General features: G+C 62.8%; 27 protein-coding genes. 24 read left to right on the forward strand and 3 right to left on the reverse strand.

The window, feature by feature from the left end:
• From NKH90_RS13765 to NKH90_RS13815, 11 genes are all read left to right on the forward strand, one after another.
• Nucleotides 1–774 carry a thiazole synthase gene (locus tag NKH90_RS13765; protein ID WP_352540067.1) on the forward strand — a complete coding sequence of 258 codons (774 nt, stop codon included), beginning with the start codon at nt 1–3 and terminating at the stop codon, nt 772–774.
• Nucleotides 771–1,376, forward strand: coding sequence for a thiamine phosphate synthase (locus NKH90_RS13770; protein WP_352819794.1), 606 nt, complete (start codon nt 771–773; stop codon nt 1,374–1,376). Before NKH90_RS13765 ends, NKH90_RS13770 begins: the two co-directional genes overlap by 4 nt.
• Nucleotides 1,367–2,140 (forward strand): hydroxymethylpyrimidine/phosphomethylpyrimidine kinase, encoded by a 774-nt coding sequence (locus NKH90_RS13775; protein ID WP_352768908.1) that lies wholly within the window; start codon nt 1,367–1,369, stop codon nt 2,138–2,140. The genes NKH90_RS13770 and NKH90_RS13775 overlap by 10 nt, the downstream gene beginning before the upstream one ends.
• A gap of 412 nt (nt 2,141–2,552) precedes the next feature.
• Nucleotides 2,553–3,278, forward strand: coding sequence for a GntR family transcriptional regulator (locus tag NKH90_RS13780; RefSeq protein WP_023679209.1), 726 nt, complete (start codon nt 2,553–2,555; stop codon nt 3,276–3,278).
• Between the two features lie 3 nt (nt 3,279–3,281).
• Nucleotides 3,282–4,340, forward strand: coding sequence for an ADP-ribosylglycohydrolase family protein (locus tag NKH90_RS13785; protein WP_352819796.1), 1,059 nt, complete (start codon nt 3,282–3,284; stop codon nt 4,338–4,340).
• Nucleotides 4,337–5,323, forward strand: coding sequence for a PfkB family carbohydrate kinase (locus NKH90_RS13790; RefSeq protein ID WP_352768533.1), 987 nt, complete (start codon nt 4,337–4,339; stop codon nt 5,321–5,323). Before NKH90_RS13785 ends, NKH90_RS13790 begins: the two co-directional genes overlap by 4 nt.
• A gap of 39 nt (nt 5,324–5,362) precedes the next feature.
• Nucleotides 5,363–6,424: an ABC transporter substrate-binding protein gene (locus NKH90_RS13795; RefSeq protein WP_352635147.1), complete on the forward strand. Its 1,062-nt coding sequence runs from the start codon at nt 5,363–5,365 to the stop codon at nt 6,422–6,424.
• A gap of 68 nt (nt 6,425–6,492) precedes the next feature.
• Nucleotides 6,493–7,362 carry an ABC transporter permease gene (locus NKH90_RS13800; protein ID WP_352819798.1) on the forward strand — a complete coding sequence of 290 codons (870 nt, stop codon included), beginning with the start codon at nt 6,493–6,495 and terminating at the stop codon, nt 7,360–7,362.
• Nucleotides 7,362–8,150, forward strand: coding sequence for an ABC transporter permease (locus tag NKH90_RS13805; RefSeq protein WP_352470538.1), 789 nt, complete (start codon nt 7,362–7,364; stop codon nt 8,148–8,150). The genes NKH90_RS13800 and NKH90_RS13805 overlap by 1 nt, the downstream gene beginning before the upstream one ends.
• Nucleotides 8,150–9,223 carry an ABC transporter ATP-binding protein gene (locus NKH90_RS13810; RefSeq protein WP_352768537.1) on the forward strand — a complete coding sequence of 358 codons (1,074 nt, stop codon included), beginning with the start codon at nt 8,150–8,152 and terminating at the stop codon, nt 9,221–9,223. The genes NKH90_RS13805 and NKH90_RS13810 overlap by 1 nt, the downstream gene beginning before the upstream one ends.
• Nucleotides 9,220–9,477 carry a hypothetical protein gene (locus tag NKH90_RS13815; RefSeq protein WP_352819800.1) on the forward strand — a complete coding sequence of 86 codons (258 nt, stop codon included), beginning with the start codon at nt 9,220–9,222 and terminating at the stop codon, nt 9,475–9,477. The genes NKH90_RS13810 and NKH90_RS13815 overlap by 4 nt, the downstream gene beginning before the upstream one ends.
• Nucleotides 9,478–9,604: 127 nt before the next feature.
• Here the strand turns inward: NKH90_RS13815 and NKH90_RS13820 are convergent, their stop codons facing one another.
• Both NKH90_RS13820 and NKH90_RS13825 read right to left on the reverse strand, forming a co-directional pair.
• A complete protein-coding gene (locus NKH90_RS13820; protein ID WP_352819801.1) occupies nt 9,605–10,606 on the reverse strand; it encodes a tyrosine-type recombinase/integrase in 1,002 nt (333 codons plus the stop codon).
• Nucleotides 10,603–11,034, reverse strand: a complete 432-nt coding sequence (locus NKH90_RS13825; protein ID WP_352819803.1) for an excisionase — start codon at nt 11,032–11,034, stop codon at nt 10,603–10,605. The genes NKH90_RS13820 and NKH90_RS13825 overlap by 4 nt, the downstream gene beginning before the upstream one ends.
• A gap of 508 nt (nt 11,035–11,542) precedes the next feature.
• Here NKH90_RS13825 and NKH90_RS13830 point away from each other — a divergent pair.
• The 6 genes from NKH90_RS13830 to NKH90_RS13855 all read left to right on the forward strand — a co-directional run bounded on the left by NKH90_RS13830 (nt 11,543) and on the right by NKH90_RS13855 (nt 23,015).
• On the forward strand, nt 11,543–12,484 hold the full coding sequence (locus NKH90_RS13830) for an ArdC family protein (RefSeq protein WP_352819805.1): 942 nt from the start codon (nt 11,543–11,545) through the stop codon (nt 12,482–12,484).
• A 231-nt stretch (nt 12,485–12,715) separates the two neighbouring features.
• Nucleotides 12,716–14,794 carry a ParB/RepB/Spo0J family partition protein gene (locus tag NKH90_RS13835; protein ID WP_352819806.1) on the forward strand — a complete coding sequence of 693 codons (2,079 nt, stop codon included), beginning with the start codon at nt 12,716–12,718 and terminating at the stop codon, nt 14,792–14,794.
• A 389-nt stretch (nt 14,795–15,183) separates the two neighbouring features.
• Nucleotides 15,184–19,542 carry a strawberry notch-like NTP hydrolase domain-containing protein gene (locus tag NKH90_RS13840; RefSeq protein ID WP_352819807.1) on the forward strand — a complete coding sequence of 1,453 codons (4,359 nt, stop codon included), beginning with the start codon at nt 15,184–15,186 and terminating at the stop codon, nt 19,540–19,542.
• The gene (locus tag NKH90_RS13845; protein ID WP_352819809.1) at nt 19,542–20,588 is read left to right on the forward strand and encodes a DUF7146 domain-containing protein; all 1,047 of its coding nucleotides are present in this window, start codon (nt 19,542–19,544) and stop codon (nt 20,586–20,588) included. The genes NKH90_RS13840 and NKH90_RS13845 overlap by 1 nt, the downstream gene beginning before the upstream one ends.
• A gap of 312 nt (nt 20,589–20,900) precedes the next feature.
• Nucleotides 20,901–21,836 carry an SLOG family protein gene (locus NKH90_RS13850; RefSeq protein WP_352819811.1) on the forward strand — a complete coding sequence of 312 codons (936 nt, stop codon included), beginning with the start codon at nt 20,901–20,903 and terminating at the stop codon, nt 21,834–21,836.
• Nucleotides 21,837–22,685: 849 nt separating this feature from the next.
• The gene (locus NKH90_RS13855; RefSeq protein ID WP_352768910.1) at nt 22,686–23,015 is read left to right on the forward strand and encodes a DUF736 domain-containing protein; all 330 of its coding nucleotides are present in this window, start codon (nt 22,686–22,688) and stop codon (nt 23,013–23,015) included.
• Nucleotides 23,016–23,208: 193 nt separating this feature from the next.
• Here the strand turns inward: NKH90_RS13855 and NKH90_RS13860 are convergent, their stop codons facing one another.
• Nucleotides 23,209–23,424, reverse strand: a complete 216-nt coding sequence (locus NKH90_RS13860; protein ID WP_023674290.1) for a helix-turn-helix domain-containing protein — start codon at nt 23,422–23,424, stop codon at nt 23,209–23,211.
• 126 nt (nt 23,425–23,550) lie between these two features.
• Between NKH90_RS13860 and NKH90_RS13865 the strand changes: the two genes are divergently transcribed.
• The 7 genes from NKH90_RS13865 (at nt 23,551) to NKH90_RS13895 (ending at nt 26,548) form a co-directional block, all read left to right on the forward strand.
• Nucleotides 23,551–23,829, forward strand: coding sequence for a DNA -binding domain-containing protein (locus NKH90_RS13865; protein ID WP_352470545.1), 279 nt, complete (start codon nt 23,551–23,553; stop codon nt 23,827–23,829).
• A gap of 168 nt (nt 23,830–23,997) precedes the next feature.
• The gene (locus NKH90_RS13870; protein WP_352768913.1) at nt 23,998–24,357 is read left to right on the forward strand and encodes a transcriptional regulator domain-containing protein; all 360 of its coding nucleotides are present in this window, start codon (nt 23,998–24,000) and stop codon (nt 24,355–24,357) included.
• 31 nt (nt 24,358–24,388) lie between these two features.
• Complete coding sequence (locus NKH90_RS13875; protein ID WP_352768916.1) at nt 24,389–24,754, forward strand: DUF2285 domain-containing protein; 366 nt, start codon at nt 24,389–24,391, stop codon at nt 24,752–24,754.
• A 125-nt stretch (nt 24,755–24,879) separates the two neighbouring features.
• Nucleotides 24,880–25,170: a helix-turn-helix transcriptional regulator gene (locus tag NKH90_RS13880; RefSeq protein ID WP_352771559.1), complete on the forward strand. Its 291-nt coding sequence runs from the start codon at nt 24,880–24,882 to the stop codon at nt 25,168–25,170.
• Nucleotides 25,121–25,621, forward strand: a complete 501-nt coding sequence (locus NKH90_RS13885; protein ID WP_352819812.1) for a replication initiator protein A — start codon at nt 25,121–25,123, stop codon at nt 25,619–25,621. Before NKH90_RS13880 ends, NKH90_RS13885 begins: the two co-directional genes overlap by 50 nt.
• Nucleotides 25,618–26,253 (forward strand): S26 family signal peptidase, encoded by a 636-nt coding sequence (locus NKH90_RS13890; protein WP_352819814.1) that lies wholly within the window; start codon nt 25,618–25,620, stop codon nt 26,251–26,253. Before NKH90_RS13885 ends, NKH90_RS13890 begins: the two co-directional genes overlap by 4 nt.
• On the forward strand, nt 26,222–26,548 hold the full coding sequence (locus tag NKH90_RS13895) for a DUF736 domain-containing protein (protein ID WP_352768557.1): 327 nt from the start codon (nt 26,222–26,224) through the stop codon (nt 26,546–26,548). Before NKH90_RS13890 ends, NKH90_RS13895 begins: the two co-directional genes overlap by 32 nt.
• Nucleotide 26,549 lies beyond the last annotated feature (1 nt).

Consider the following 26,549-nt stretch of genomic DNA (forward strand, 5'->3'; position numbering starts at 1 on the left):
ATGTTCGATCTTCTCGGGACGACGCTTCCCTCCCGCCTGCTTCTCGGCACCGCTCAATATCCTTCGCCGGCCATCCTTGCCGATGCAGTCAGGGCATCGGGCACCTCGGTGGTGACCGTCTCGTTGCGCCGTGAAATGGCAGGCGGCAGGGCTGGCGAAAAATTCTGGTCGTTGATCCGGTCGCTTGGGGTCAGAATCCTGCCCAACACTGCTGGCTGCCACTCCGTCAAGGAAGCGGTCACGACCGCACAAATGGCGCGCGAAGTCTTCGGCACGCCCTGGATCAAGCTCGAAGTGATCGGCAATCACGACACGCTGCAGCCGGACGTGTTCGGTCTGCTCGAAGCCGCCCGCATCCTGTGCGAGGACGGTTTTGCGGTGTTCCCGTATACTACCGACGACCTTGTCGTCGCCGAGCGGCTGCTTGCGGCGGGCTGCAAGGTCTTGATGCCCTGGTGCGCACCGATCGGTTCCGCCCTCGGGCCGGTCAACATCATGGCGCTGCGCTCGATGCGCGGACATTTCCCTGATGTCCCGCTGATCGTGGATGCTGGTCTCGGACGGCCATCGCACGCGGCAACAGTCATGGAGTTCGGCTTTGATGCCGTGCTCCTGAACACAGCGGTCGCCAAGGCGGCCGATCCGGTCGGCATGGCGCGTGCGTTCGGCAAGGCGGTCGACGCCGGTCGAGAAGCTTTCAGCTCGGGGATGCTCGAACCCCGCGACGTCGCGGTGCCGTCGACACCAACATTCGGCAGGGCGGTTTTCTCATGAAGTTCGATCCCTTCTACCTGATCGTCGACAGCGCCGCCTGGATCGAACGGCTGGTGCCACTTGGCGTCAAGCTGGTTCAGTTGCGCATCAAGGATAGGGACGAGGCCACGCTGCGGACGGAAATCCGCCGCGCGAACGGCGTCTGCGCGGTCCATGGTTGCCAACTGATCGTCAACGATTATTGGCGGCTCGCCATTGAGGAAGGCTGCGACTTCGTCCATCTCGGCCAAGAGGATTTGGCTGCGGCCGACCTGCTGGCGATTAAGTACGCCGGATTGAAGCTCGGGCTCAGCACGCACGATCATCTCGAACTGGAAACGGCCATCGCTGCCGAGCCCGACTATATCGCGCTCGGCCCCATCTATCCCACCATCCTGAAGCAGATGAAATGGGCGCCGCAAGGGCTCGAGCGGATCAGCGAGTGGAAGCATCGAGTGGCGCCGATCCCATTGGTCTCCATCGGCGGCCTCAACCCCGACCGGCTCGACGGTGTCTTCGAGGCTGGTGCGGACAGCGCGGCGGTGGTCACCGACATCACGTTGAATGCCGATCCCGAAGCGCGCACGCGAGAATGGATCGAAAAGACAAAGCCATGGCGCTGAGGCGAGAACCGCATGTGCTCGTGGTCGGCGGATCAGACCCCAGCGGTGGGGCTGGAATTGCACGTGATATCGAGACGATCTCTTCCATTGGCGTGCGCACCTGCCTGGCTGTCACAGCGCTGACGGTGCAGACGCACGAAGCCGTAATGGAAATCCATCCTTCGCAGCCCGATCTTGTGGCCGATCAGATGTGCGCCGCGCTACAGGCCAACAAGGTGGCGGCAATTAAGATCGGCATGCTCGCAACGGCTGAGATCGTCGTTGCCATTGCCGGCGTGCTGCGCGAAAATCCGCAGGTGCCGGCAGTGCTCGATCCGGTGCTGGCCTCGAGCTCCGGCCGGGGGCTTCTGGAAGCAGGTGCCATCGCTGCCATGAGGCGCGACCTGATGCCGCTTTGCTGCCTTGTGACCCCCAATCTCCTGGAGCTGGCGCTCCTTGTTGGTGCGGAACCGCCAGCCGACGAGAGCGACGCGGTGAGACTGGGACGGAAATTGCTGGCAGCCGGCGTGCCGGGCCTGCTGATCAAAGGGGGCCACGCATCAGGACCTCGATCAACCGATATTCTGTTGCGTTCCGATCAAGAACCAATCCGCTTCGACGCACCTCGTCTTGTCGCATCAATGCGCGGGACGGGTTGCATGCTGGCTAGCGCGATTGCGGCGCATCTGGCGAAGGCGAAGCCGCTCGAAGACAGTGTGCGCGAAGGCAAGCGGCTTGTCTTGGCCATGTTTAAGAAGAATGCAGCAGACCGACGAAATTTGTAAGATTTTCCAACTCTCGAAAGACACGCCTGCCTCTCGCGGGTCCGGGCTGGCAATTTACCCTCGTAATTCACCTCACTCGACAGGAGTAGTTTGACGGCCTCGCCAGGCGGCGACCGCGAGATCAACGATGGCGAGGCGGCCGTCGTGCGCCGTATCTAGTGCGTTGTGTGGCATCCTTTCCCCCCATCCGACTGCGATCCTGGAATTCACCTTGGTCGCGAGCTCCTGCTAAACGATGCCCCTCGACGGGAGCGGTCGATCCCGCGTCTCGGCTGCGGCGGCGCTAGGCTGACGCTCCTTATGCCGTCCTGTTGAACCGGACTCGGGATCACGAACTGCTCCATGCGGCACTCGTTGACAAGCCTGCCGTGATATGAACAGGATTATACAGGTTCACTGAACAGGTACCCATATGAAGCGGCGCTCGGTTCAACTGTCTCCCGGCACGGGCAAGCCCGAACAGATCGCCACCGTTCTCGAACATGAAATCCGCTCCGGTGTTCTCGGCTTCGGCGACCGGCTGCAAAGCGAGAACAAGCTCGTCCAGCGTTTCTCCGTCAGCCGCAACACCGTCCGCAAAGGCCTCGAGGAACTGTCCAACCGCGGGCTGATCACGACCAAAGTCGGCATCGGCTCTTTCGTCACCTTCGATGGCAAGCCCGTTGATGACTCCATCGGTTGGTCGCGGGCGCTCGCCAACGCCGGCGCCAACGCCGAGACGCGGACGCTGCGGCTCGAGGTGATCGAGGACCCCGGTCTTGCCGCACTGCTTGGTATAGAAAACCCGTTTTTCATCGCTGTCGACCGGGTGCGCACCAATGCCAGCGACGGCCACGCCATCTCCATCGAGCGCAGCCGCCTGCCATTGTCGCCGGAACTGGAGGACGTGCCGTTGCGCGGCCTGCGCGAAGGCTCGCTGCACCAGACGCTGCGCGGCGCGGGCCTCATTCCCGACCATGGCGAGGAATGGGTCGGCATCGAAATGCTCAACGCCGAGGACTCTGCAATCCTCGGTTGCCCGCAAGGCACGCCGTTCCTTCGCGGTCGCCGGTTGACCCGCGCCGCCGATGACCGGCCGATCGAATATGTGACCAGCCTGCTCAACCCGGCGCATTTTGCGCTGCATATGAGGTTCTGAGTGATGCCGGACGACAACACCGGGAATATGATTGATCGGGCCATGGGGGCGCTTGTCGGCGGGGCACTGGGGGATGCGCTGGGCATGCCGACGCAGCTTTTGTCGCCGGCCCGGATTGCCGAACTCTACGCCCATGTAGAGGGCTTCATTGCTCCTTTCGCCGACCATCCGGTGTCGAAGGGCCTTCCCGCTGGAACGATCACCGACGACACCGAACAGGCGCTTCTGCTTGGCCGTATCCTGGTCGAATCCGGTAACCGCTTCGATCATGCGCGGTGGGTCAACGCGCTGCTCGACTGGGAGCGCGACGTCAAAGCGCGCGGCAGCTACGATCTGCTGGGACCATCGACCAAACGCGCCATCGACGCCATCAACAATGGCGTGCCGGCCGAGGAAGCGGGGCGCAGCGGCGACACAAATGGTGCGGCCATGCGCATTGCGCCGGTCGGCATCATGATGCCGCCAGAGCCGCTGGACGCGCTGGTCGCCAAAGTTGCCGAGACCTGCCGGGCCACGCACAACACCTCGGTTGCCATTGCGGCCGCAGCCGCCGTTGCGGCGGCCGTCAGCCGCGGCGTCGCCGGCGGCGACTGGCGCGCCGCTTCCGACAGCGCCATCGCCGCGGCGAGGTGCGGAGCAACGCTCGGCCATTGGGTGACCGGCGGTGACATTGCCGCGCGCATTGGGTGGGGGCAGGAGCTTGTGCGCGGCAAGGCGACGAAGGACGCGATCCGGCTGATCACCGATCTGGTCGGCACCGGCGTCGCCAGTCAGGAGTCCGTTCCGGCTGCATTCGCCGTGCTGGAAGTCGCCGGCGGTAATCCCTGGCAAGCGGCGGTGATCAGTGCCAATCTCGGTGGCGACACTGATACGATCGGCGCCATCGCGACCGGCGTGGCCGGCGCCTGCACCGGCTTTTCCCGACTGCCTCAGAACCGCATTGCAGACCTCAAGGGCATCGACATAGCGGCGGTTGGCGCGCTCACCGCCGACCTTGTTGCGGCCCGTATATCCAAGCGCCGTGTCGACAGGACGGGTCCCGGCAAGGATGCGGCGATATGAGTGGGCGTCTCGTCCATGTCGGCAGCGCGGTGGTCGACTATGTCTACCGCATCGACGCCTTGCCGGCGCCGGGTACGGAGAAGACGGCGTCGAGCTACACGCAAGTCGCCGGCGGCGGCTTCAACATGATGGTCGCGGCCAGCCGCACCGGCATGAAGGTGGTGTTCGGCGGCCAGCTCGGCAGCGGACCCAATGGCGACTTCCTGCGCACGGCCTTAGCCAGTGAGGGGATCGAGACACTGACGACGCCATCGCCCGTCATGGACAGCGGCAATTGCGTCGCCATGATCAGCAGCGATGCCGAGCGCACCTTCGTCTCGTGGCCTGGTGCGGAGAGCTTGCTCAGCCTTGACATGATGGCGCCCGTCTCGGTCGCGCCGGGGGATTGGGTGTTCACCTCCGGCTATACGCTTAGCTATCCGGGAAGCCGAGACGCGCTTGTCGACTGGATCGAGGCACTTCCGGCCGACACACCGCTTGTCCTCGACCCGACACCTGTCGTCGTCGACATTCCCCGCCCTATCCTGCCTCGGATACTCGCCCGCACCACCTGGTTGAGCTGCAACAGGATGGAAGCGGCCGCGATTGCCGGTCCGGGCGACGTCGAGACACTCGCGTCACGGCTTCTTAGCGACCACTCCCCGAAGGCCGTCGGCGTCGTTATTCGCGCCGGAGCGAAAGGCTGCCACATACGGCTGGCCGATGGCTCGGCGCAAACGAGTGCCGGCTTCGAGGTCGACGCCATCGACACCAATGGCGCCGGCGACACCCATATCGGCGCTTTCGTCAGCGCGCTGGCGCGCGGCGCGCCGCCTTTTGAAGCAGCGCGCTACGCCAATGCGGCGGCGGCCATTTCCGTCACCCGCCACGGTGGTTCATCAGCGCCGACCGACCACGAGATCCAGACATTCCTAAGCCATGCCGGCGGTCCGCCGATCGGCCTCCATGGCCGGAAGCAAGTGGCCAAACGCCCGACAGCCTGACAAAGCCCGGGAAGCGGGCAAACACAGAGAGGAACGAACATGCGCATGCCCGACTTGACTGCCCTGCTGACGGCGACCGCCGTCTTCACCTCCGCACTCGCATTTGCCGCCAAGGCCGACGAGGTGCACGTACTCAACTGGAAGGGCTACGGCGCCGACGAGCCGTGGGCCATCGAAGCCTTCGAGAAGGCGACCGGCAACAAGGTCGTCAACGATTTTTTCAATTCCGAACAGGAGATGCTGACCAAGCTCAGGACCAATCCCGGCCTTTACGATGTCGTCATGATCAACGCCGCCTTCAACGACCAGGCGATGGCGGAAAAGCTGATTCAGCCGATCGACACGTCCAAGCTGCCGAACTTTCCCGACATCAGCAAGGACAAGGCCGGATCGCCGATGCTCGTCCATGACGGCAAGGTCTATGGCGTGCCGTGGGTCTGGGGGCTGACGGCGCTCGCCATCAATGAAAAATCCTTCGATAAGCCGCCGACGAGCATCGCCGAAATGTGGGATCCCGCTCACAAGGGCCGCGTCACCATCCGTGATGATGCCGTCGAGGCGGTTCAGTTCGGCGCCATTGCCACCGGCCAGAACATCAACGACATCAAGGATATCGAGGCGGTCAAGGCGAAGCTCACCTCGCTGATGCCGCAGATCAAGACGTTCTGGAGCTCGGAGAACGACTGGAACCAGATGGCTGCCTCTAACCAGATCGACATCGGCACCTATTGGAGCGGCTCGGCCGATCGCGCCAAGACCCATTTCAAGCTGCCGGTCTCGCTCGTGATCCCGCAGGAGGGCGCTGTCGCCTGGCTCGACGCCTTCTCCATTCCGGTCGGTTCCAAGAATGTCGCCGGCGCCGAGGCCTTCATCAACTACATGATCGACCCGAAGTTCTATGTCGAATGGGTCACCAAGGTCGGAGCCCCGGTATCCGCCAACACCAAGGCTGTAGAAGCACTTCCCGGGGATGCGTTCAACCGCAAGGTGATGGGTGACCCGGCAGTCGCCAAGCGCATTCAGTTCCAGGCGCCGATCACAGACGCCCAGCGCGAAACCTATCTGTCGCTCTGGCAGCAGCTCAAGGTCGACGTGAAGTAACAGCAGAAGCCGGGATCAGCCGACCATCCATGTCGGCTGATGCTTCCCCATCCTGGGAGGAGGATGTCATGGCAGCACAGGTTGCGGCCGCGTCGCGCAGCGGATTGAGATCGGCCTTGGCACTGCTGGCGCCTGCCTATCTCTGGCTGACGGTTGCGATCTTCCTGCCGCTCTCAGCCATGGTCTTCTTCTCCTTCATGACCGACCTGCCGCTGTCGGGAAAGCCGTGGGCGTTCACACTCGAAAACTATGCCGCCTTCTTTTCACAAAGCCTTTATCTGACATTGCTTTTGGCCTCGCTGCGCCTCGGCCTCGAGGTGACGCTGTGGTGCATCGTCATCGGTTATCCCGCCGCTTATGTGCTGGCCAAGGTGCTGAAAGGCCGCAGCCGAGAGGCGATTTTCCTGCTCGTCATCCTGCCGTTCTGGTCGAACGGGCTGGTGCGCATCTTCTCCTGGGCGATGGTGCTGCGTGAAGGAGGCATGCTCGACACCGCGCTGAACGCAGTGCTGCCGTTCAAGATCAACATCGACCTAATGTATTCCTATCCGGCCGTCATCATCGGGCTGGTGCACTCCTACGTGCCTTACATGGTGCTGACGTGCTACTTGACCCTGCAGGCCATCGATGACTCGCTGATCGAGGCCGGGCGCTCGCTCGGCGCCTCGCGGCTGCAGGTGCTGAATCGAGTCATCATTCCGCTGTCGATGCCGGGGCTGGTGGCGGGCGCAGCGCTCGTCTTCGTCCCGGTTGTTGGTTCGTTCATGGAACCGCGCATCCTCGGGGGCCGTACCGGCACCTTTTACGGCACTGTCATCGAGGACCAGTTCGTCGCCGTGTTCAACTGGCCGCTGGGTGCTGCGCTCTCTTTTATCCTGTTGGCCGTCGTGCTGGTCATCCTGGCGGTTGCCTCGCCGGTGCTGCGGAGGGCTACGTGATGGCGACGACACGTGTTCTCGAATGGCTCGGCCGCCTTTACATCTGGCTATTGCTCGCCTTCCTCTATGTGCCCATCATCATCATGGCGCTAATGTCTTTCAACGTTTCGCCCTTCTACCAGCTGCCGTTCGAATGGACGGCGGAATGGTATGTCTCGCTGTGGCAGAACGACCAGCTTATCTCAGCCACCTGGAACAGTGTCGAAATCGCAGTCATCACTACCATCATCTGCGTCGTGCTTGGCTCGGCGGCGTCACTTGCGCTCTACCGCTATGAGTTTCGCGGCAAGAAATTCCTGCAGGCGCTGCTGTTTCCGCCAATCGCCATTCCGTGGCTGATAACCGGCACGGCGATGTTGATCTTCTTCTTCGGCGTCGGCATTGGGCGCGGCCTGTTCGCCATCCTGCTTGGCCACGTCGCGCTTGCGCTTCCCTACGTCATTGTCGTCGTGTCGGCCCGACTGCAGACCTTCGCGCACGAGCTGGAAGAGGCGGCGCGCTCGCTCGGCGCCAATCAATGGCAGTTGACGAACCGCGTCACGCTGCCCTGGATCATGCCGGGCGTCATTGCCGGTGGGCTGTTCGCCTTCGCCGTGTCCTTCGACCAGTTCGTCGTATCCTACTTCTTGTCGACGCCCGGCCAGACGACGCTGCCGGTCGAAATCTACGCCGCGATCCGCAAGGGATTCACCCCCGAGATCAATGCGGTCTCGACGATCATCATTGTCGTGTCGATGGCACTGATGCTGCTGACGGCGCGCTTCTTCAAATTCGGCGGAGAGAAGTAATGGCTGGCGTCCAAGTAGCGAACGTGTCGCGCGCTTTCGGTGCCCACAAGGCGCTGGACGATGTGTCTATCGATTTCGCCGATGGCGGCTTCTATGCCCTGCTCGGGCCGTCAGGCAGCGGCAAGACCACGCTGCTGCGACAAATCGCGGGCTTCGACTTTCCCGATTCCGGCCGCATCACCATAGGTGGTGAGAGCGTCGAACGGGTGCCAGTCGAAAAACGGCGCATCGGCATGGTGTTCCAGAACTACGCCCTGTTTCCCAACATGAGCGTTGCTGGCAATGTCGCCTTTGGCCTGTCGGTGCGCGGCGAGCCCAAGGCGGTGATTGCCAGCGAGGTACAGCGCGCACTCGATCTTGTGCAACTCGGCAGGCTCGGCGGCCGCCGGCCGCATCAGCTGTCCGGCGGCCAGCGCCAACGGGTTGCGCTCGCTCGCGCGATCGTCATCCGGCCGCGCGTGCTATTGCTTGACGAGCCACTCGGCGCGCTGGACAAGGCGCTGCGCGTCGACATGCAGATCGAGCTCAAGCGCATCCAGCGCGAGATCGGCATCACCACCATCTTCGTCACCCACGACCAGGAAGAAGCGCTGACGATGAGCGACCGCATCGGCATTCTGCGCGATGGCAAGCTGGTGCAGGAAGGCTCGCCCGAGGAGATCTACGATCGGCCGAAGAGCGAGTTTGCCGCCACTTTCCTGGGCGACGCTAACATCTTTCGCGGCGACAGCACGGGCAACGGCATCCGACTGCCGGACGGCACAGCGATTGCCGCCGGCGCGGGTGCCAAGCTTGCCGCTGGCGCCAAGGCAAGCTGCGCGGTGCGGCCCGAACGCCTCCGCATCTTCATTGATGCCGACGTTCCGGATGCCGCCAACGCGAATGTGCTGCGAGGGCAAGTGTCCAAACGCATCTTCGCCGGAAATAGCAGCACTTACTTTGTCGAGCGTGCCGGCCAGACGCTCAAGGTAATTGTGCAGAACACCGGCGCTGGCAGGCTGGCGGAAGGTCAGGACGTCGTGCTGAGCTGGTCGCCAGAAAGCACGGTCTTGATCGCGGAGGGTTTAGATTGACAATCACCGTCGATTTTGTCGTCGGCGTGGCCGCGGTGGCCTATGCGGGCAAGGGTGGCGGATTTACCAAGACGCTGCTTCGCGGCCGCGCCTCTCGCGTCGTGGTGACCATGGGCATCCGTTCTTTACCGGCTCTGGTTCCTCGGCGCATTCATGCACGGCTCGACCTCAGCGCGGCAGATCGACGGCGAGGCCGATGGGCCTTCCGAGCCGAGACAGGATTTCGACTGTGTTTTGGGAGTGGCAGGATTTGAACCTGCGACCCCATCGTCCCGAACGATGTGCGCTACCAGGCAAGCCGCAGGTTCCTGGGCTCCTTCGTCACGCTCGCTCCGCAATGATTGCATTTGCTTTCGGGCTTTGTGTGGGGAACCTGTGGTGTCACCGGGCCGACTTCACGTTTTCATCGTAACCTATCCTGAGCGAGCTTTTCGTCGCCTTGGCCGCGACGTGCTTCTTCGCGATCTTCTCGGCGGCGTCTGCCTGGAAGTCGGGATGATGGTGGCCATAAGTATCGATCAGAACATCCACGGTGATGCCGAGAAAGCCCGCCGCCTGCCACATGTCGGCGCCGGCCCGCATCAGCCAGGTCGCAGCGGTGTGGCGAAGGGTGTGCGAAGTGACGTCGGGACCGAGGCCGGCAGCGTCGCGAGCTCTCCTAAAGCTCTTCTTGACCGACTCCACGGGCTTTCCATTCCACTCCACCACAAAGTCTTGCGATATCTTGCGACCAATATTTGCGCTCTTGCCGCGCGCCTTGGTCCTGATATCGAGATCTGTGCACGCCCAGCGGCGGAGGTGCGCCAACAGTCTATCCGGCAAGCGCACAGGCGGCTGGCGTTTTTTGGTCTTCTTTGCGCTAGCGGCGCGGCGGTAAAAGATGCCGCGGTCGAGGTCCACATAACCACGCCCTTTGGTTGGACGGATGGCGGCACCGCAAACTGCGGCAGAGCGCGTTCCTGTATAAAGCGCGACAAGCATGAAGCGGGCGAGGTGTCGTCCGGTACGCCGGTCGCTCTCCTGGCCCTTCCATTTCTGCTTCATACGCCACGCGGCCCAGATGAGGGCGGCCGCCTCACTGCGCGTCAACCAGCGCTCGCGCGCACCGGCCTTGTCAGGCAGGACAATCGTCGGTGCGGCAGTCGTGTGGCCTTCTCTGCGGTAGTAGTTGATGGCCGCACGAAGATCCTCGAGTCGGCGGCGCGCAGCGGCTTCGGTGGGACAGAACGCGACGTAGTCGCGGCAAAGCTTGCCGTTGATAGCGGCGAGTGTCCTTTCACCGAAGAAATCGAGGATGTTGTCCAGCCGAGCCGCCGTCTCTTCCGGCGCGGCATGCTTCGGTGCAACCTCTCTCAGGTAGACGCTGACGACATCGGCTATCAAGACATCTTCTGCACCGCGCGCTCGGTGGTACTTGCCGGCGATGTAGACCGCGAGCGCCTTTTCAGCTTCAGGTCCTGGATGGCCTTTTTCGCCGCTGCCAGCGCTGATGAACGTTGTTCGATCGCGGATAAACCATCCAGCTTTGTTTCGGAGCGTTCCGTCTTTTTTCCAGCTTTCGCCGCGCCAGACGAGGCGTGGCCCTTTCGACGCCCGCGGCATAGTTCCCTCATTCTGGTGATCGCCAGCAAGGTGACGTACTCCTTTCCTGCGATTAGCTCGGTTTCAAGTCGGCCGGCGTCACGTTCCTTGCGTAGGCCGGCTGCGCACATCGAGCCATCGGGAAAGGCAATTCGTGCTGCAATCGCGACGCGCAGGGGCGTGGTCTCGTCGAATTGGTCGGGGATTTTCAAAACGGAGCCCTCAGCCAATCTCTATGGTCCGATAGTTTCGCTCGGAAACAGACGGATCGCGGTTCGCATTGAGCACACTTTTCTGTCTCGCCATTCCGGATGCCCTGCCGCACGATCTTTTCTCTGAATATACGGCTGCGAAAAGCGCCGACTGGAGCGCCTGCGGCAAAGATGCTCCTTTGACCTGCTAATCGGAACGGTTGCGCTGACGCGCACTCCACGAGCCTTTCGGCTGGCTCCCCACTTCCGTGGCCGGTGAAACCGCTCCTGACTGGCTTCGCCTGTCTGTGCGGCTTCCGTTTTCATGGACTCACTGCCGGGTCGCTTGGGCCTACTCCCGTGCGCCCGGCTTAGTGGGTTCTGCTGATCGCCTCACGCTGCGGTATCGAGCGGTGTCTTTCACCTCGGAGTTGGTCAGCAACCGCAATCTTCGTTCGAGTCCATAGAGATAGAGGGCCCGCGCTTGGCGCACTGACGGGTTGAAGGCTGGGAGAAAGGCTCCCGGCGCCCGGCGCGGAGACTCGCAATGGCTAAGCATCAGCACCAAGCTGCCCCCACCCGGGCCAGCCTATATGACGACATCACCAACAAGATGATCGGCGAGCTGGAGGACGGTCGCCTGCCTTGGGTTCAGCCATGGGGAACGACGGCTGCGAAAGCGCCGCTCGCCATGCCGAAGAACGCCGCCACCGACCGGCAATACTCTGGAATCAATATCCTGATCCTCTGGGGTTCGGTGATCGAGCAGGGCTTTTCCGGACAGAGCTGGCTGACCTTCCGCCAGGCGCTCGCGCTTGGCGGTAGCGTCCGCAAGGGTGAGCATGGGACGACAGTCGTCTACGCTCATCGGTTCGTGCCCGACGACGAGAAAAGACGCGCCCGCGAAACCGGCGAGCAAGCCCGATCGATCCCATTCCTCAAACGCTTCACGGTGTTCAACGCCGCGCAGTGCGACGGGCTGCCCGACGGTGTTGCGGTGGCCACGCCCCCGCCCTTACTCGGACTGATCGAGCCCAAGGTCGAGAGGTTGATCAAGAAGACGGGGATCGATTTCCGGGTTGGTGGCAGCCGCGCCTTCTACGCTCCGGACCACGATTATGTGCGGGTCCCGCCACCCCAAGCCTACTTCGAGCCGATCAACTGGCATCGGACCGCCCTGCATGAACTCGGGCACGCCACCGGTCATGCCTCACGCCTCAACCGGGATATGTCCGGTTCCTTCGGCACCAAGAAGTATGCCTTCGAAGAGCTGGTTGCCGAGATAAGTGCGGCTTTCTGCTGCGCCTCGCTGGGCATCACGCCGACCGTGCGTCACGCCGACTATATCGGCTCGTGGCTGGACGTGCTGCGCGAGGATAACCGTGCGATCGTTCGCGCCGCCTCTCTGGCGAGCAGGGCTGCGGAATATCTCTTGGGATTCTTGCCCGACAAAGTCGCCGCTGACGACGATCGGCGGGAGGCAGAATAATGGCCCCCCGCTTCCAGTTCGGCGTCTTGCTGCGGATGCGTTCGTGACCGAAGTCTGCCTCGATGCGGGACCCCAGCTGCGGCGAAGTCGTTGCAGCGCGCCAGGACCGACCTGCTGCTCCGCGACAAATGTCGTGCCGAGCACATCGGAGGGAGAGGAGTGACGGAATTCTCATGACGGGTTTGGAGGTCGAGAGAGAGGCTCTCGGCCGCCCGTCGCGGAGTACATCCTATGGCTACTGCCGTTCAGAAGATCACCCTGTCGTCCTCGCGCGACATTCCCTTCAACAAGCTGGTGCTCTCCCAGTCCAATGTCCGTCGCGTCAAGGTCGGCATCTCGATCGAGGATCTTGCGGCCTCGATCGCCCGCCGCGGCTTGATCCAGAGCCTCAGCGTCTTGCCCGTTGTCGACAGCGACGGTAACGAGACTGGCATGTTTGAGGTACCTGCCGGAGGCCGGCGCTTCCGCGCGCTTGAGCTGCTGGTGAAGCAAAAGCGCCTCGCCAAGACCGCCCTCGTGCCCTGTGTCGTGCGCGCCCGTCACAGCGCGATCGTTGCAGAGGAGGTGTCGCTCGCCGAGAACATCGAGCGAGCGCCGCTGCACCCGCTCGATCAGTTTCGCGCCTTCCAGGACATGCGCCAAAAAGGCATGAGCGAAGAGGAGATTGCCGCAGCCTTCTTCGTGTCAGTCAACGTCGTTAAGCAACGGCTTAGGCTGGCTTCTGTCTCGCCAGTGCTGCTCGATGTGTATGCCGATGACGGGATGACGCTGGAGCAACTCATGGCTTTCACGGTCTCTGAAGACCGCGCTCGCCAGGAGCAGGTCTGGGAGGCAATCAGGGATGCCTGGTCGAAAGAGCCCTATCAAATCCGGCGCATGCTGACCGAAACGACGGTGCGCGCCTCCGACAAGCGCGCCGTCTTCGTGGGGATCGACGCCTATGAGGCCGCGGGTGGTATCGTCATGCACGACCTGTTCCAGTCGGATGACGGCGGCTGGCTGCAGGATGCAGCGATGCTGGACCGCCTGGTCGCCGAGAAGCTAAAGGCGGTTGCCCAGGAAGTTGCAGCCGAGGGTTGGAAGTGGGTCGAGGTCGCTGTCAGCTTCCCCTACGACGCAACGCGTGGGCTGTATCAGCTGCAGAGTGATCCGCTCGATCTCTCTGCCGAGGAGCAGGCTACCATCGATGCCCTCAACGCCGAGCATGCCAAGCTTGAAACCGAATACGAGGGTGCTGACGAGCTGCCCGAAGACGTCGATCAGCGACTCGGTGAAATCGAGACCGCGCTCGCCAATTTCGACAAGCGCCCAAAGCAGTTCGATCCGGCCGACATCGCCATCGCCGGCGCGTTCGTCAGCATCGACGCCGACGGCTCGCTCTCGGTCGACCGCGGCTTTGTCCGGCCTGAGGACGTGCCGCCGATGTCATTTGACGGCGCGAATGAATCGAAAAGGGATGGCGGGTCCGGGGCTGCCGACAACTCGTCGGTGCACCGTGCCGTTGTCACCGTTGGCGGCCAGGCAGTCGAGTGCGAGGAAGACGAGGACGACGCGGTCAAGCCCCTGCCGGACCGACTGGTGACAGAGTTGAGCGCACACCGGACGCTGGCGTTGCGCGACGCGGTTGCCGGCAACCCTCACGTCGCCCTGACAGCACTCTTGCACAAGCTGGTCACTGACACGTTCCAGCACCGCACCACGAACGGGTGCCTGGAGGCGTCGATCCGTCACGTCTTCTTCCCTCTGCAGGCAGGTGACCTGAAGGACAGCCCCTCGGCGAAATCGGTGGCCGAACGCCATGAGGCCTGGAAATCGGACCTGCCGACCGAGGACGATGCACTTTGGGACTGGATCGCCTCACTTGATGAGACCAGCCGCGCGGCGTTGCTCGCCCATTGCGTCAGCTACGGCGTGAACGCGCTCCAGGAGAAAGGCGACCGCTATGGCGGCGCTATATCGGCACACGGAGTTCGTCAGCGGATCGCGCAAGCTGATCGACTGGCACGCGCGGTCGGTCTCGATATGGTCGACGCCGGCTGGACACCGACAGTCGAAAACTATCTCGGCCGCATCACCAAGTCTCGCATTCTCGAGGCGGTGCGGGAGGCGAGGGGCGAACAGGCCGCGCAGCTGATTGAGCACCTGAAAAAGGGAGATATGGCGAAGGAGGCCGAGCGCTTGCTGACCGATACTGGCTGGCTGCCCGAGCCGCTGCGCCTGGTCGACCTCGACGGCAGTGCTGGCGCTGATAGCGGCGCCGGCGCCGACGGCTGTGGGGAAGAGCTGCCCGAATTCCTCTACCACTACTAGGCGAATATTCAACCCTGCTACCCCACCTGGGCCGCTTAATACACCCCCGCGGGGGGCGGGGCTGGGGCCGCCCCGCGCCCTGTCCTACCCTATCGGATGCTCACTTTCTCACACGGGCAAAGCCAATTGGCCGCTTCTGCCGCGTCCTTCTCGCTCGGCGGCTGCTGCCCCGCCGTTCCCACTGCGTGCCAAGATATCGCCCCCGGGCTGCCAACCGCGTTGCCGCTGTCGTTGCGCTGACGGAGGGTAGGCCCGGATCGAAGAAGGATTGTCATCGGCAAGACCGCAGTCCGGAGGGGAGAGGCCGGCCAGGGCGGATTTGAGCCGGATTGGTCGAGAGAGAGGGCCGCCCGGTTCATTCCCGTTCCGCTCTCCTCGAGGTTTTCTCCATGGTTGATGTTTCTTCGAAGACTGCCGCTCCGGCAGTGCCGCTTCCGCTTGTCTCATCCCCGGCTGTCGAACCAGCTGCCGCCATCCACAGCGCGGCGCAGTTTCTTCTGCCCCATCTCGAACGCGGTCAGCGCGTCGACGTCTCGAGCCTTCGCTCCGCCATGGAAGCTGCCTTCGCTGCCTCCGATGCGTCCGGCGCATGGGACTGGAAATCAGCCTATGACGCTTGCGAAGTCGCGACGGTGCTGTTCCTGCGCAAATACGGAAAGTCGCTTTTCCGCAAAGCCGGTTCTCCGGCCGCCGCACTTCCGATGCTGGGCAAGATCGCCGGCCTGTTCCCAACGCACACGCGCCGCTCCGAAGAGACCGAAGCGCTTCAGCAGTTCAGCACCCCCATTCCGCTCGGTCTGGCGGCCGTGACTGCCGCGGCAATCACCCCTGCCGACCGCGTGCTGGAGCCCTCCGCCGGCACCGGGTTACTTGCTATTCTGGCCGAGATCAGCGGCAGCACACTGCTGCTCAACGAACTGGCCGAGGCCCGCGCCGGGCTTCTCTCGTTGCTCTTTCCGGCCATCCCCGTCACTCGCTTCAACGCAGCGCAGATCGATGATTATCTCGATCCCGGCATTGCACCAAGCGTCGTGCTGATGAACCCGCCGTTCTCGGCGCTTGCTAACGTCAGCGGCCGCATGCCCGACGCCGCCTACCGCCACGTCGCCTCTGCGTTGGCCCGGCTCGCCGAGGGGGGGCGGCTTGTCGCAATCACTGGGGCAAATTTTTCCCCAGAGCTGCGCATCTGGCGCGAGTCCTTCGTCAGGCTCCAGGAGCGCGGTCGCGTGGTGTTCACCGCCGCGATCGACGGCGCCGTCTACGCCAGGCATGGCACCACCGTCGAGACCCGGCTGACCGTCATCGACAAACTGCCGGCCGACAATCCAGGCATCTTTCCAGCATCAGCCGGCACGGCGCCCGATGTCGCGACACTGATCGCCAGGATTGGCGAGCACGTTCCCGCACGGCTGCCGGTCAGCGCTTCGGCTTTTGCGCCCGCCGTCAAGGCACTGGGGCCCACAGCGCGCACGGTGCGCGGTGATCTCGCCAGATCCACCGCTTCCTCTCCGGTGCGCAGCCTCGCCGAGCCGGAAGGCGCCGAGCTTGCCTACGAGACTGTGGACTGGAGGCCTGCCGAAAGTAGGCACATCACCGATGGCATCTATGAGGAGTACGGGTTGCAGGCGATCCGCATTCCGGGCGCCCATCCGCATCCGACCAAGCTGGTTCAATCGGCGTCCATGGCATCCGTTGCTCCGCCGAAGCCGAGCTACCGGCCGATTCTTCCTGCCAAGGTTGTCAGCGACGGCCTCTTGTCCGACGCGCAGCTAGAAACAGTCATCTATGCCGGCGAGGCCCATTCGGAGTTCCTCGCCGGTTCCTGGACGGTGGACGACACCTTCGATCTTGTCTCTGCCGCGCGCGACGATGCCGCGCACGTCGTGCGATTCCGCCGGGGCTTCATGCTCGGCGACGGGACGGGCGCCGGCAAGGGCCGCCAGTCGGCCGGCATCATCCTGGATAGTTGGATGCAGGGCCGCCGCAAGGCAGTGTGGATCTCCAAATCCGACAAGCTGATCGAAGACGCCCAGCGCGACTGGTCTGCTCTCGGCATGGAGCGCCTGCTGGTCACGCCGCTGTCGCGGTTCCCGCAGGGCAAGGCCATCCGCCTCGATCAAGGGGTCCTATTCACCACCTACGCCACGCTGCGCTCCGACGAACGCGGTGAGAAGGTCTCGCGCGTGCGGCAGATCGTCGAATGGTTGGGCACCGACTTCGACGGAGTGATCATTTTCGACGAGAGCCATGCCATGCAGAACGCCGCAGGCGGCAAGGGAGAACGCGGCGACGTCGCCGCCTCACAGCAGGGACGCGCCGGGCTCCGCCTCCAAAACGCCCTGCCGAACGCCCGCGTCGTCTACGTCTCGGCGACGGGCGCAACCACCGTCCACAACCTCGCCTACGCGCAGCGTTTGGGCCTATGGGGTGGTGAGGATTTGCCCTTCGCGACCAGGGCCGAATTCGTCGAGACGATCGAGGCTGGCGGCGTTGCCGCCATGGAAGTGCTCGCCCGAGACCTTCGCGCACTCGGTCTCTATACGGCCCGATCGCTCTCGTACGATGGTGTCGAATACGAGCTGGTCGAGCACCAGCTTACCCCCGAGCAGACCCGCATCTACGACGCCTATGCCGGAGCGTTCAGCGTCATTCATAACAATCTCGACGCCGCGATGCGGGCCGCCAACGTCACAGGCGAGACCGGGACACTGAACCGTCAGGCAAAGTCGGCTGCACGTTCGGCATTCGAGAGCACGAAACAGCGCTTCTTCGGGCATTTGCTCACCGGCATGAAGACGCCGACCCTGATACGCTCGATCGAGCGCGATCTCCATCAGGGCCATGCCGCCGTCATCCAGATCGTCTCGACCGGCGAGGCACTGATGGAACGGCGTCTCGCGGAAATTCCAACCGAGGAATGGAACGACGTTCGCGTCGATATCACGCCGCGCGAATATGTCCTCTCGTATCTGCAGCATTCGTTCCCGGTGCAACTCTACGAGCCGTTCACCGACAGCGAAGGCAATTTGTCGTCACGTCCGGTCTATCGCGACGGCCAGCCCGTGGAGAGCCGCGAAGCGGTCGCCCGCCGCGATCGCCTCATCGAGCAACTCGCTTCGCTGGCCCCCGTCCCGGGGGCACTCGATCAGATCGTACAGCGCTTCGGCACCGACCTCGTAGCGGAAGTGACAGGCCGGTCGCGCCGAATCGTGCGCAAGACCAGCACTCGAGGCATCGATCGCCTTGTCGTCGAAAATCGCGCCGGATCGGCCAATCTCGCCGAGGCACAGGCATTCATGGATGACTGTAAGCGCATATTGGTGTTTTCCGACGCCGGTGGCACTGGCCGCAGCTATCACGCTGATCTCACTGCGAAGAACCGCCGCCTTCGAGTTCACTATCTGCTCGAGCCGGGCTGGAGGGCCGATGCCGCCATCCAGGGCTTAGGGCGCACCAACCGCACGAACCAGGCGCAGCCGCCGCTGTTCCGGCCGGTTGCGACCGATGTGAAGGCTGAGAAGCGCTTTCTCTCGACGATAGCCCGGCGGCTCGACACATTGGGCGCCATTACGCGCGGCCAGCGCCAGACCGGCGGCCAAGGCCTATTTCGCCCTGAGGACAATCTGGAGTCGCACTATGCCCGCGACGCGTTGCGGCAGCTTTACCTGCTGCTGGTTCGCGGCAAGGTGGACGGCTGCTCACTCCAGATGTTCGAGGAAGCGACCGGCCTCACACTGACGGATTCCACCGGCATCAAGGACGAACTGCCGCCGATCACGACCTTCCTCAATCGGCTGCTGGCGCTTACCATTGCGCTTCAAACCGCCCTGTTTACGGCCTTCGAACAATTGCTAAATGCGAAAATCGAGGGCGCCATCGCCTCCGGTGCCTACGACATCGGCTTGGAAACACTGCGTGCGGAGAGCGTCGTCGTCACCGAGCGACGCGTCATCCATGTCCATGCCGCCACCGGTGCGGAAACGCGACTGCTGACCATCGCCCAGCGCAAGCGCAATCGACCCGTTTCACTTGCCGATGCCCTTGCCCAGCTTCACGATCCCCGCGCGAAGCTCCTGGTCAACAACCGATCCGGCCGCGCCGCCGTACAGGTGCCAGCGCCCGCACTCATGCTCGACAACGGCGAGATCGAATGGCGCGTCCGGCTGATCCGGCCGATGGAGCACCATCAGGCCTCACTGAAGATGATGGCGGAGAGCCACTGGGTTGAGGCTGAGCAGGCTGCATTCGCTGACGCCTGGGGTGTCGAGACGGCTGACGTGCCCGAATTCACGGACAGCACTATCCATGTCGTTGCCGGCATGCTGCTGCCGATCTGGAAGCGTCTGCCCAGGGAATTCTCACGTGTGTACCGGCTCCAGACTGACGATGGCGAGCGCATCATCGGTCGTCAGGTCCCGCCAGCATGGATCGCGGGCGCACAGGCAACAAGCTCGTCTTCCATCACAGCCAGTGACGCTTTCGTTGCGCTTCTGGGCGGTCGAACGATCCTGGACCTCGCCGATGGTCTGCAGCTTCGGCGCAGCCGCGTCATGGGCGTCAGCCGAATCGAGCTGACGGGCTTCAACGACACTATGCGTGACCGTCTTTCGGCTTACGGCCTCTTCCGAGAGATCATCTCCTGGAAGCTGCGCATGTTCGTGCCGGCCGACGCATCTGGACCCGCAATTCTGGGCAAGCTGCTGAAGGGTTATCCAGTCCAGCGCATCGACACGCGGGAGGATGCGTGATGGCCCGCCACGATGCGTCAGAACTGGCGCACCGGCTCAGCCGGCAGGCTGAGGCGGTTTGTCGCTACTATCTTTCGAACGGGCATCGCGAGGGCCGCTACTGGCTTGTCGGCGATGCGCAAAACACGCCGGGCCGCTCAATGTTCGTGCGGCTCGTCGGGTCAGCAAACGGAAAAGGAGCAGCCGGCAAATGGGCCGATGCGGCGACTGGCGAGCATGGCGACCTTCTAGACGTCATCCGCGAAAGCCGCGGCTTCAGCAACTTCAAGGACGTTGCGAATGAAGCAATGACTTTTCTCGGCTTGCCGCATCCCGAACCAGAGCAGATTTCTCCCCGGCCGAAATCGGTAGACACGCGATCCGGATCATCGGAAGCAGCGCGTCGGCTGTTTGCGATGTCGCAGCCGATTGCGGGTACGGTCGTAGAGGCGTATCTGCGCAACCGCAGTATTACCGCTTTGCACGGGACCGGAAGCCTGCGTTTTCACCCGCGCTGCTACTACCGGCCCAACGAACAAGCGCCGACTGAGACCTGGCCGGCGATGATCGCTTCAGTCACCGATCTCGACGGCCATTTGACTGGCGCACATCGCACATGGCTTGATCCTTCCGGCTGGGGCAAGGCACCGGTCGGTACGCCGAGGCGCGCAATGGGCGATCTTCTTGGTCACGCGGTTCGCTTTGGCCTGCCGGGCGACGTCATGGCGGGCGGCGAAGGCATCGAGACCGTCTTGTCGCTTCGGTGCATCCTGCCCGATATGGCTATGGCAGCGGCACTCTCGGCCGCTCATCTTGCTGCCATGCTGTTCCCCCTCACGCTGAGACGGCTCTACATCGTGCGCGACGCCGATCCAGCCGGTAATGGCGCGCGTGACACCTTGATCGAAAGAGCGAATGCTGCCGGGATCGAGCCGGTCGTGCTCTCGCCGGCACTTGGGGACCTCAACGAAGATCTCTGTACGCTAGGCGTGGATGCCGTTCGAGCAGCAGTCCGTGTTCAGCTCGCCCCGCAGGACATCGCCCGTTTCATGGCAGTGGCGGGATAACTCGGAACGAACAGCCTGTCCGCTGTCGCTTGCATCACTGGATGCTCCTGAAGTCGGAGAGAACCGCGCCTGCGGGCCTTCGAGAGGGCGATCGGCCAGCAAACGACCCGGACCCGCAATGTCTCCGGCCGACTATTTTCCGGCGCGCTCCCCAACGGAGCGCTTTCCATCGCGAAGCAAAATAGCCGGCCTTCACCCTCCTCCGCTGACACTCCGGCCCTTCGCTTCGCTGCGGGTGCAGGTCCGTCCCGTTCGCCGGCTTCCGTCGCCATGAAGGCCGCGAGGGTCGCGGTCCAACCGGCGGAGCATCCAATGAGCGAGCATGACGACTACGAACCACAGCACTCGTCTTCACCCATCGACCACGTCCTCACCGAACTCCAGCTCTATGGCTACCGTCCCTTCGTGGATGAGCCTGATCCTCGACCGCTTCCAGAGGGCCACTGCGTCGCCGGCGCGATCGCCGACATCTTCGACGCCCTCATCGTGGCACTGCAAGACACTCGCCTCGAGCCCGATCTCGACGATCTTCTGTGGTCGACCGTCAACATCTTTCACCGCGCCGCAGATCGGATCGAGCGCGAACTCGATCACAACGAGCAGGCGCAACGCCGCAGCCAGCGTGAGCAGGACGGCAGCGAAGTGAAATCCGTCGAGCTGGAACGCCTGACGGCCGAAGGGCAGACGCTGATCGAACGCCAAAGCGCCTTCGAACTGATGCGTGATCAGGCCGCGGAGCACTACGAGCGCCACACCGGATCGAGTTGGCGACCGCGCAGCGGATCGATGGTCAACCATCGCAACATGACCTCTGCGCTGATCGACAGCCGCGATTTTCTCAGCGCCAAGAAACGCGCCTCGCAGGAAGTCCTTCTGCCACCTGGCCCGAAAATCGCCTTCACCGCTGGGCTCGACTTCAATGACCACCAGCTGATCTGGGCCAAGCTCGACCAGGTCCACGCCAGGCATCCCGACATGGTATTGATGCACGGGAAATCGGCGAAGGGTGGCGAAAGGATCGCCTCCTGTTGGGCAGACCGTCGCAAGGTACCCCAAATCGGCTTTGCCCCTGATTGGACAAAGCATGCCAAAGCCGCCCCGTTCAAGCGCAATGACGCAATGCTGGAGGCGCTGCCGATAGGCGTCATCGTCTTTCCCGGGACCGGAATTCAGGACAATCTTGCAGACAAGGCAAAGAAGCTCGGCATCCCAGTCCTCGACTTCCGCCCCAAGGGAGGCGGCACGTAAGCGCTGCCCGCCCCTACCCTTTTTTCGATTGTGCGATACGGCCGCGATCGGGCAGCGCGTACTGTATTTGCAGCTCGCTGGAGTGCTTGGCCCGGGATGCCGGATCTCCGGCTCCAGCGCCGTCCGTCTTTTTGCGATGCTCAAGTCCGCGCCCTAGCAAAGGCGCGCGACGCCGTCACGCTTGCCGTCAACGTTTCAGCTGCGTCGCAGCTAGCATCACAGCTGCGAATAAACGACGCCCGTTCAACCGAACAGGGCCTGGATCTGGGCGAACTCACCGAACAACCGGCGTGGGCAGGATGCTTTTTTTGGCCGTCGCATTGTTAGCGTCGTCGCTGACACGGCATCGCGCGACGCACAGTTCGAATCCACCACGGCGTTCCGACCCGTTCTAAAGATAGCGCATATCCGGTGGTGCACGTCAGCCGTGACTTGAACCATCACGTGCGTGTCTTATTCGCGTTGCTGACAACAGCTTGCGACTTCGCGATGCCTGTACAGAGGAGCATCGACGCCGGTGACCGTCGTAGCCAGGATTTCGCCAGCGACGGTATCGCCAGGTTCTCCATTGATGTCTCTATCTGGTGGGCCGCTCCAAACGGCCTCTTTAATGGGCTGATCTGGCCGAAGGTCGGCTGCGCCTCGATCGCCTAAGCCGCAATGGCGCCAATCGACTTTCTTCCCCTGCCGGCTGCGCCGTCATTCCTCGCCAAACAACAAAGTCGCTTGGCTGCCATCCTCCGCTGGCGCTGCGGTCGCAAGCGATGCGGCGTCGATCGCCTGCGGCCCGCCGATCGCCATCGAGGCCGCAATGGTGCGGGCTCGAAACAGAGTTCAAGGAGAAAACTCATGGCGATAATCGGAAGCTTCAAGAGGACCGGCAACAACGAGTTCACCGGCGAAATCGTCACCCTCTCGCTCCAGGCCAAGAACGTCCGCATCATCCCCGAGGCCAACCGCTCTGGCGACAACGCCCCCAGCCACCGTGTCTTCGTCGGGCGGGTCGAGATCGGCGCCGCCTGGTCCAAGCGCTCCAATGAAGGCCGCGACTTTCTCGGCCTGAAGCTGGACGATCCGAGCTTCACCGCTCCGATCTACGCCAACCTCTTCAACGATGAGCAAGGCGAAGACTACAGCCTCATCTGGTCCCGCCCCAACGGCCGTCGCAACGCGGAGTAAAGCCCCGACCAAGGCTCCGCCCGGACGAACAGGGCGGGGCCGTCCTCCTTTTCACGACAAGATGAGCGCAGTCGCTGCGCAACGAGCTCCGTCGGACTTCGGGGCGACTACCTGTCGTGTTCGCGACTGGAGACTTCATTCCTGCATGTCGCCTCGCCGATCATCGAAAATTCGAGGTGTTTCCCGCGTCAACTCACGGTGCCGATTTTCTGATCAACTCGCATGGGTCCACATTCAGCGCAGTTGCGATCCTCCCGAGAACACTGATGCTGGCCGAGACCCGAGCGCGCTCGATCGATCCGACGTAACGCATGCTCAGTCCAGAGCGGGCGGCCAGTTCCTCCTGCGTCACGTTCTGGTCATGGCGCAGACGACGCATGTTGGCCGCCATGATCTCCTTGAGATTCATGGCGGATTAGGGACCAGAAAGGGAACTATCGTTCTAGGAATGATCGTTCCTATTCGCTATGATTGGTGCTCGATCTAAAGGACGGCTCCTTCGAGATCGCGATCGAAATATGAACGGTCAAATACCATGCTTAAACCGCTGCTCGATCCTGATGTCGCCGACATTGCGCCGGATGCCTCGGTCCTGACCGGCTATGACGAGGAGCGTCTGCTCACCTACATTCGCCTGCTTGACGCGGCGGCGGAAGATGCCGATTGGCGAGAGGTGGCCAGGATCGTCTTGCATATAGACCCGGAGCAGGAGCCGGAACGAGCGTTCCGGTCCTGGGAAACCCATCTTGCCCGCGCGCGATGGATAACGACCAGCGGCTACCGATATCTTCTCGCTGGCGGCGCTCCGCACTGACGCGGCCGGCGCTCCACTTTGCTGAGTCGGCATAATGGTTTGTCGACTCTCCAACTATTCAACTTCCTTATCCGCCGGGAATGTTGACGCCGACGCCTCACATCCGGGTACGCGGAGAGGACAGGAACAGTGCAAGGCGATTGGACCGATCCGGCGGCGTATGCACACATGTGCAGCTACCAGGCTACGGAGTTCGCTGCCGAGTATCTGATCCGGAATGACGAATTCGTGGCAGAGTGCAGCCAGCTTGCATCGCAACTCGCTGGTTCTGGAGAACCTGCCGGTCAGCCCGATCTCGCCGCCCGTTGGGGCGCGCGATTTCAAAACTGCCGGTGCCGGAGTTCCGAAAGCGGACAATATCATCTGGACGGAACAGGCCTCGCCGCGCGTGCTCCGGGTCATGCAGGTATCCGCATCCCATCAAACAGTTCGACCTTCCAGCCTTGCCGGAGCCAGCGTTTGGCCGCAGGACGAAGGCCTTCACATTACTTGGTCTACCTTAATTGGGAAAAGTCATCTCGTCGCTGATGACCGCGCCGGTGAATTCAACGCTATCCTTCTGCCGCTCGACGCTGCATTCGAGACGCGGCTCGATGCAGCGCGCCGGTTCTGGCGCGCACTGAACGGCCGGGCAGGAAGTTCATCTTACGGCGCGCTGCCGCAACAGACCAAGACCAGGCATATCCTCAATTTACGCGCACATGATGGTCACCGCACGGGTGCAACGTATCGTCAGCTCGCGGAGGTGCTGTTTTCGCAAGAGCCGATTGTGCCGCGAGATTGGCGTGATCATCATCTCCGCCACAAGGTCCGAGCTATCTTACGCCGTGCAGCTTTTTTAGTCGCCGGCGGCTATCGCGATCTTCTCTTCTACCCCCACAACCGCAGCGAAAAGTCCGGCCGCCGAAGTCCTTCTTCGGGGTAGCAAAGGGGTAGCAAAAACGCGCCCCCCAATCTTTGCCCTCCCTCGCCTTTCCTCATTTCGATCATGGTCCACTTCGCGCGTCCCGGCAGGCCAGGACGACAGCAGAACCGAATGGAGATCGAGCGATGTCGAAGGGTCCCGCGGACGCGCCCCAAAAGTATTTGCGCACGAAGGAGGCAGCACCCATCGTCGGGCTCTGCGCCCGCACACTCGAAAAGCACCGGACCTACGGCACCGGCCCAAAATACCGGAAGGTCGGCGGGCGCGTTCTCTACGACATCAACGACCTGCACGCCTGGATAGAGCTGGGCGCACGCACCTCCACCAGCGATGCCAATGCGACCTATGTTCCGCCGGCAAAACCCCATGCAGCTCGCGCGCCCGCCTATGTCGGCCGGCGCGACCGCAGCACCTGATCTGTGGCGCACCGAAAAAATGCAGTATCGCGAGACCGTTCAGCAGCAATTTGCGCTGTCTTATATCCCCTCAACCGGCTTCCCTCCACGCGGCACGCGGGACGTCGTGGCGCGGCAGCTCGTCTTATTGGTGAAATCCCGCCACCTGACACCGATCCACCCTCATGCGGGCGAAGAACCGACCTGCGTTGAGGCGGCAAGTGTGCACGGCATGGCAACGATTTGGAACGCTGCCATCCTGGTCTGGGCTGCGTCGCAAACCATCCACGCGCAAGCCAGGAGATTGCAACCGCGCCGCTTGGTAGCGGCGAAACAGCAGCAAATCCTGACCTTCATGTCGCCGCGTCAACGGCGGCACGTCCACAGCCGGATAGCCGCACGCGAGCAGCCGAGTCCATACGCCGGCAAGCGTCGTAAAGCTTTCCTGCTGCGCCCCGGGATCGAGTCATGAGCAGACGCACAAAGATCATCGCCACCATGGTTGGCGGCGCAGTGCTCGCCGCGGCGCCGGCATGGATTAGCCATCCGCCGCTGTCCATCTGGAACGCATCGGCGAGCATCCCCGTCGGGCTCTATCGCGTCCAGCCGGCCGACAAAATCGGTATTGCCAATATCGCCGTCATCATACCGCCCGAGCCATTGGCGGCCTTCATGGCAAGACGCGGCTATCTGCCGAAAAAAGTGCCGCTCCTGAAGCGTGTTTTGGCACTCGGGGGCGCAACCGTCTGTCGCCAAGGCACAATGATCATCGTCAACGGCAAGACGTATGGACATGCGCGCGAGCGTGACAGTCGTGGTCGATCCCTGCCCATCTGGCAGGGCTGCCGCGACATTGCCGAGGCCGACGTCTTCCTTATGAACCCGGGTGCAGCCGACAGTTTTGACAGCCGCTATTTCGGCCCGCTCCCGCTCTCATCGATAGTTGGCCGCGCGGTTCCCGTCTGGACCACGGAGCGCACCACTCCGGTACTGGATATCACCAACGATCCCTCGCTAGCGAGCCGTGAGGGCTCGGCTCGACGCGCACCAACACTCAGAAAGGAGCACTGCAATGACCCAGATCGGAACCTTCACGCGCAATGATGACGGCTTCTTCGGCAATCTCTCCACGCTAACAATCGAGGCGAAGATTGCCATCCTGCCTGCCGAGAAATCCAAAACCGAAAACGCGCCCGACCATCTGATCTATTGCGAAGGGATGGCGGTCGGTGCGGCTTGGGACCGCGCCGGAGACAAGGCTGGGGATTACCTCTCCGTCTCAATAGACGACCCGTCCTTTACGCAGCCGATCCGCGCCAAGCTGTTCCGGTCCGATGCAGAGAACAGCGTCTGGAGCCTGCACTGGAAGCGATCTTCGAAGCGCGACGGGCGAGGCTGAA

Source organism: Mesorhizobium sp. M0898, assembly GCF_040319695.1.
In the GTDB taxonomy this organism is placed as follows: domain Bacteria; phylum Pseudomonadota; class Alphaproteobacteria; order Rhizobiales; family Rhizobiaceae; genus Mesorhizobium.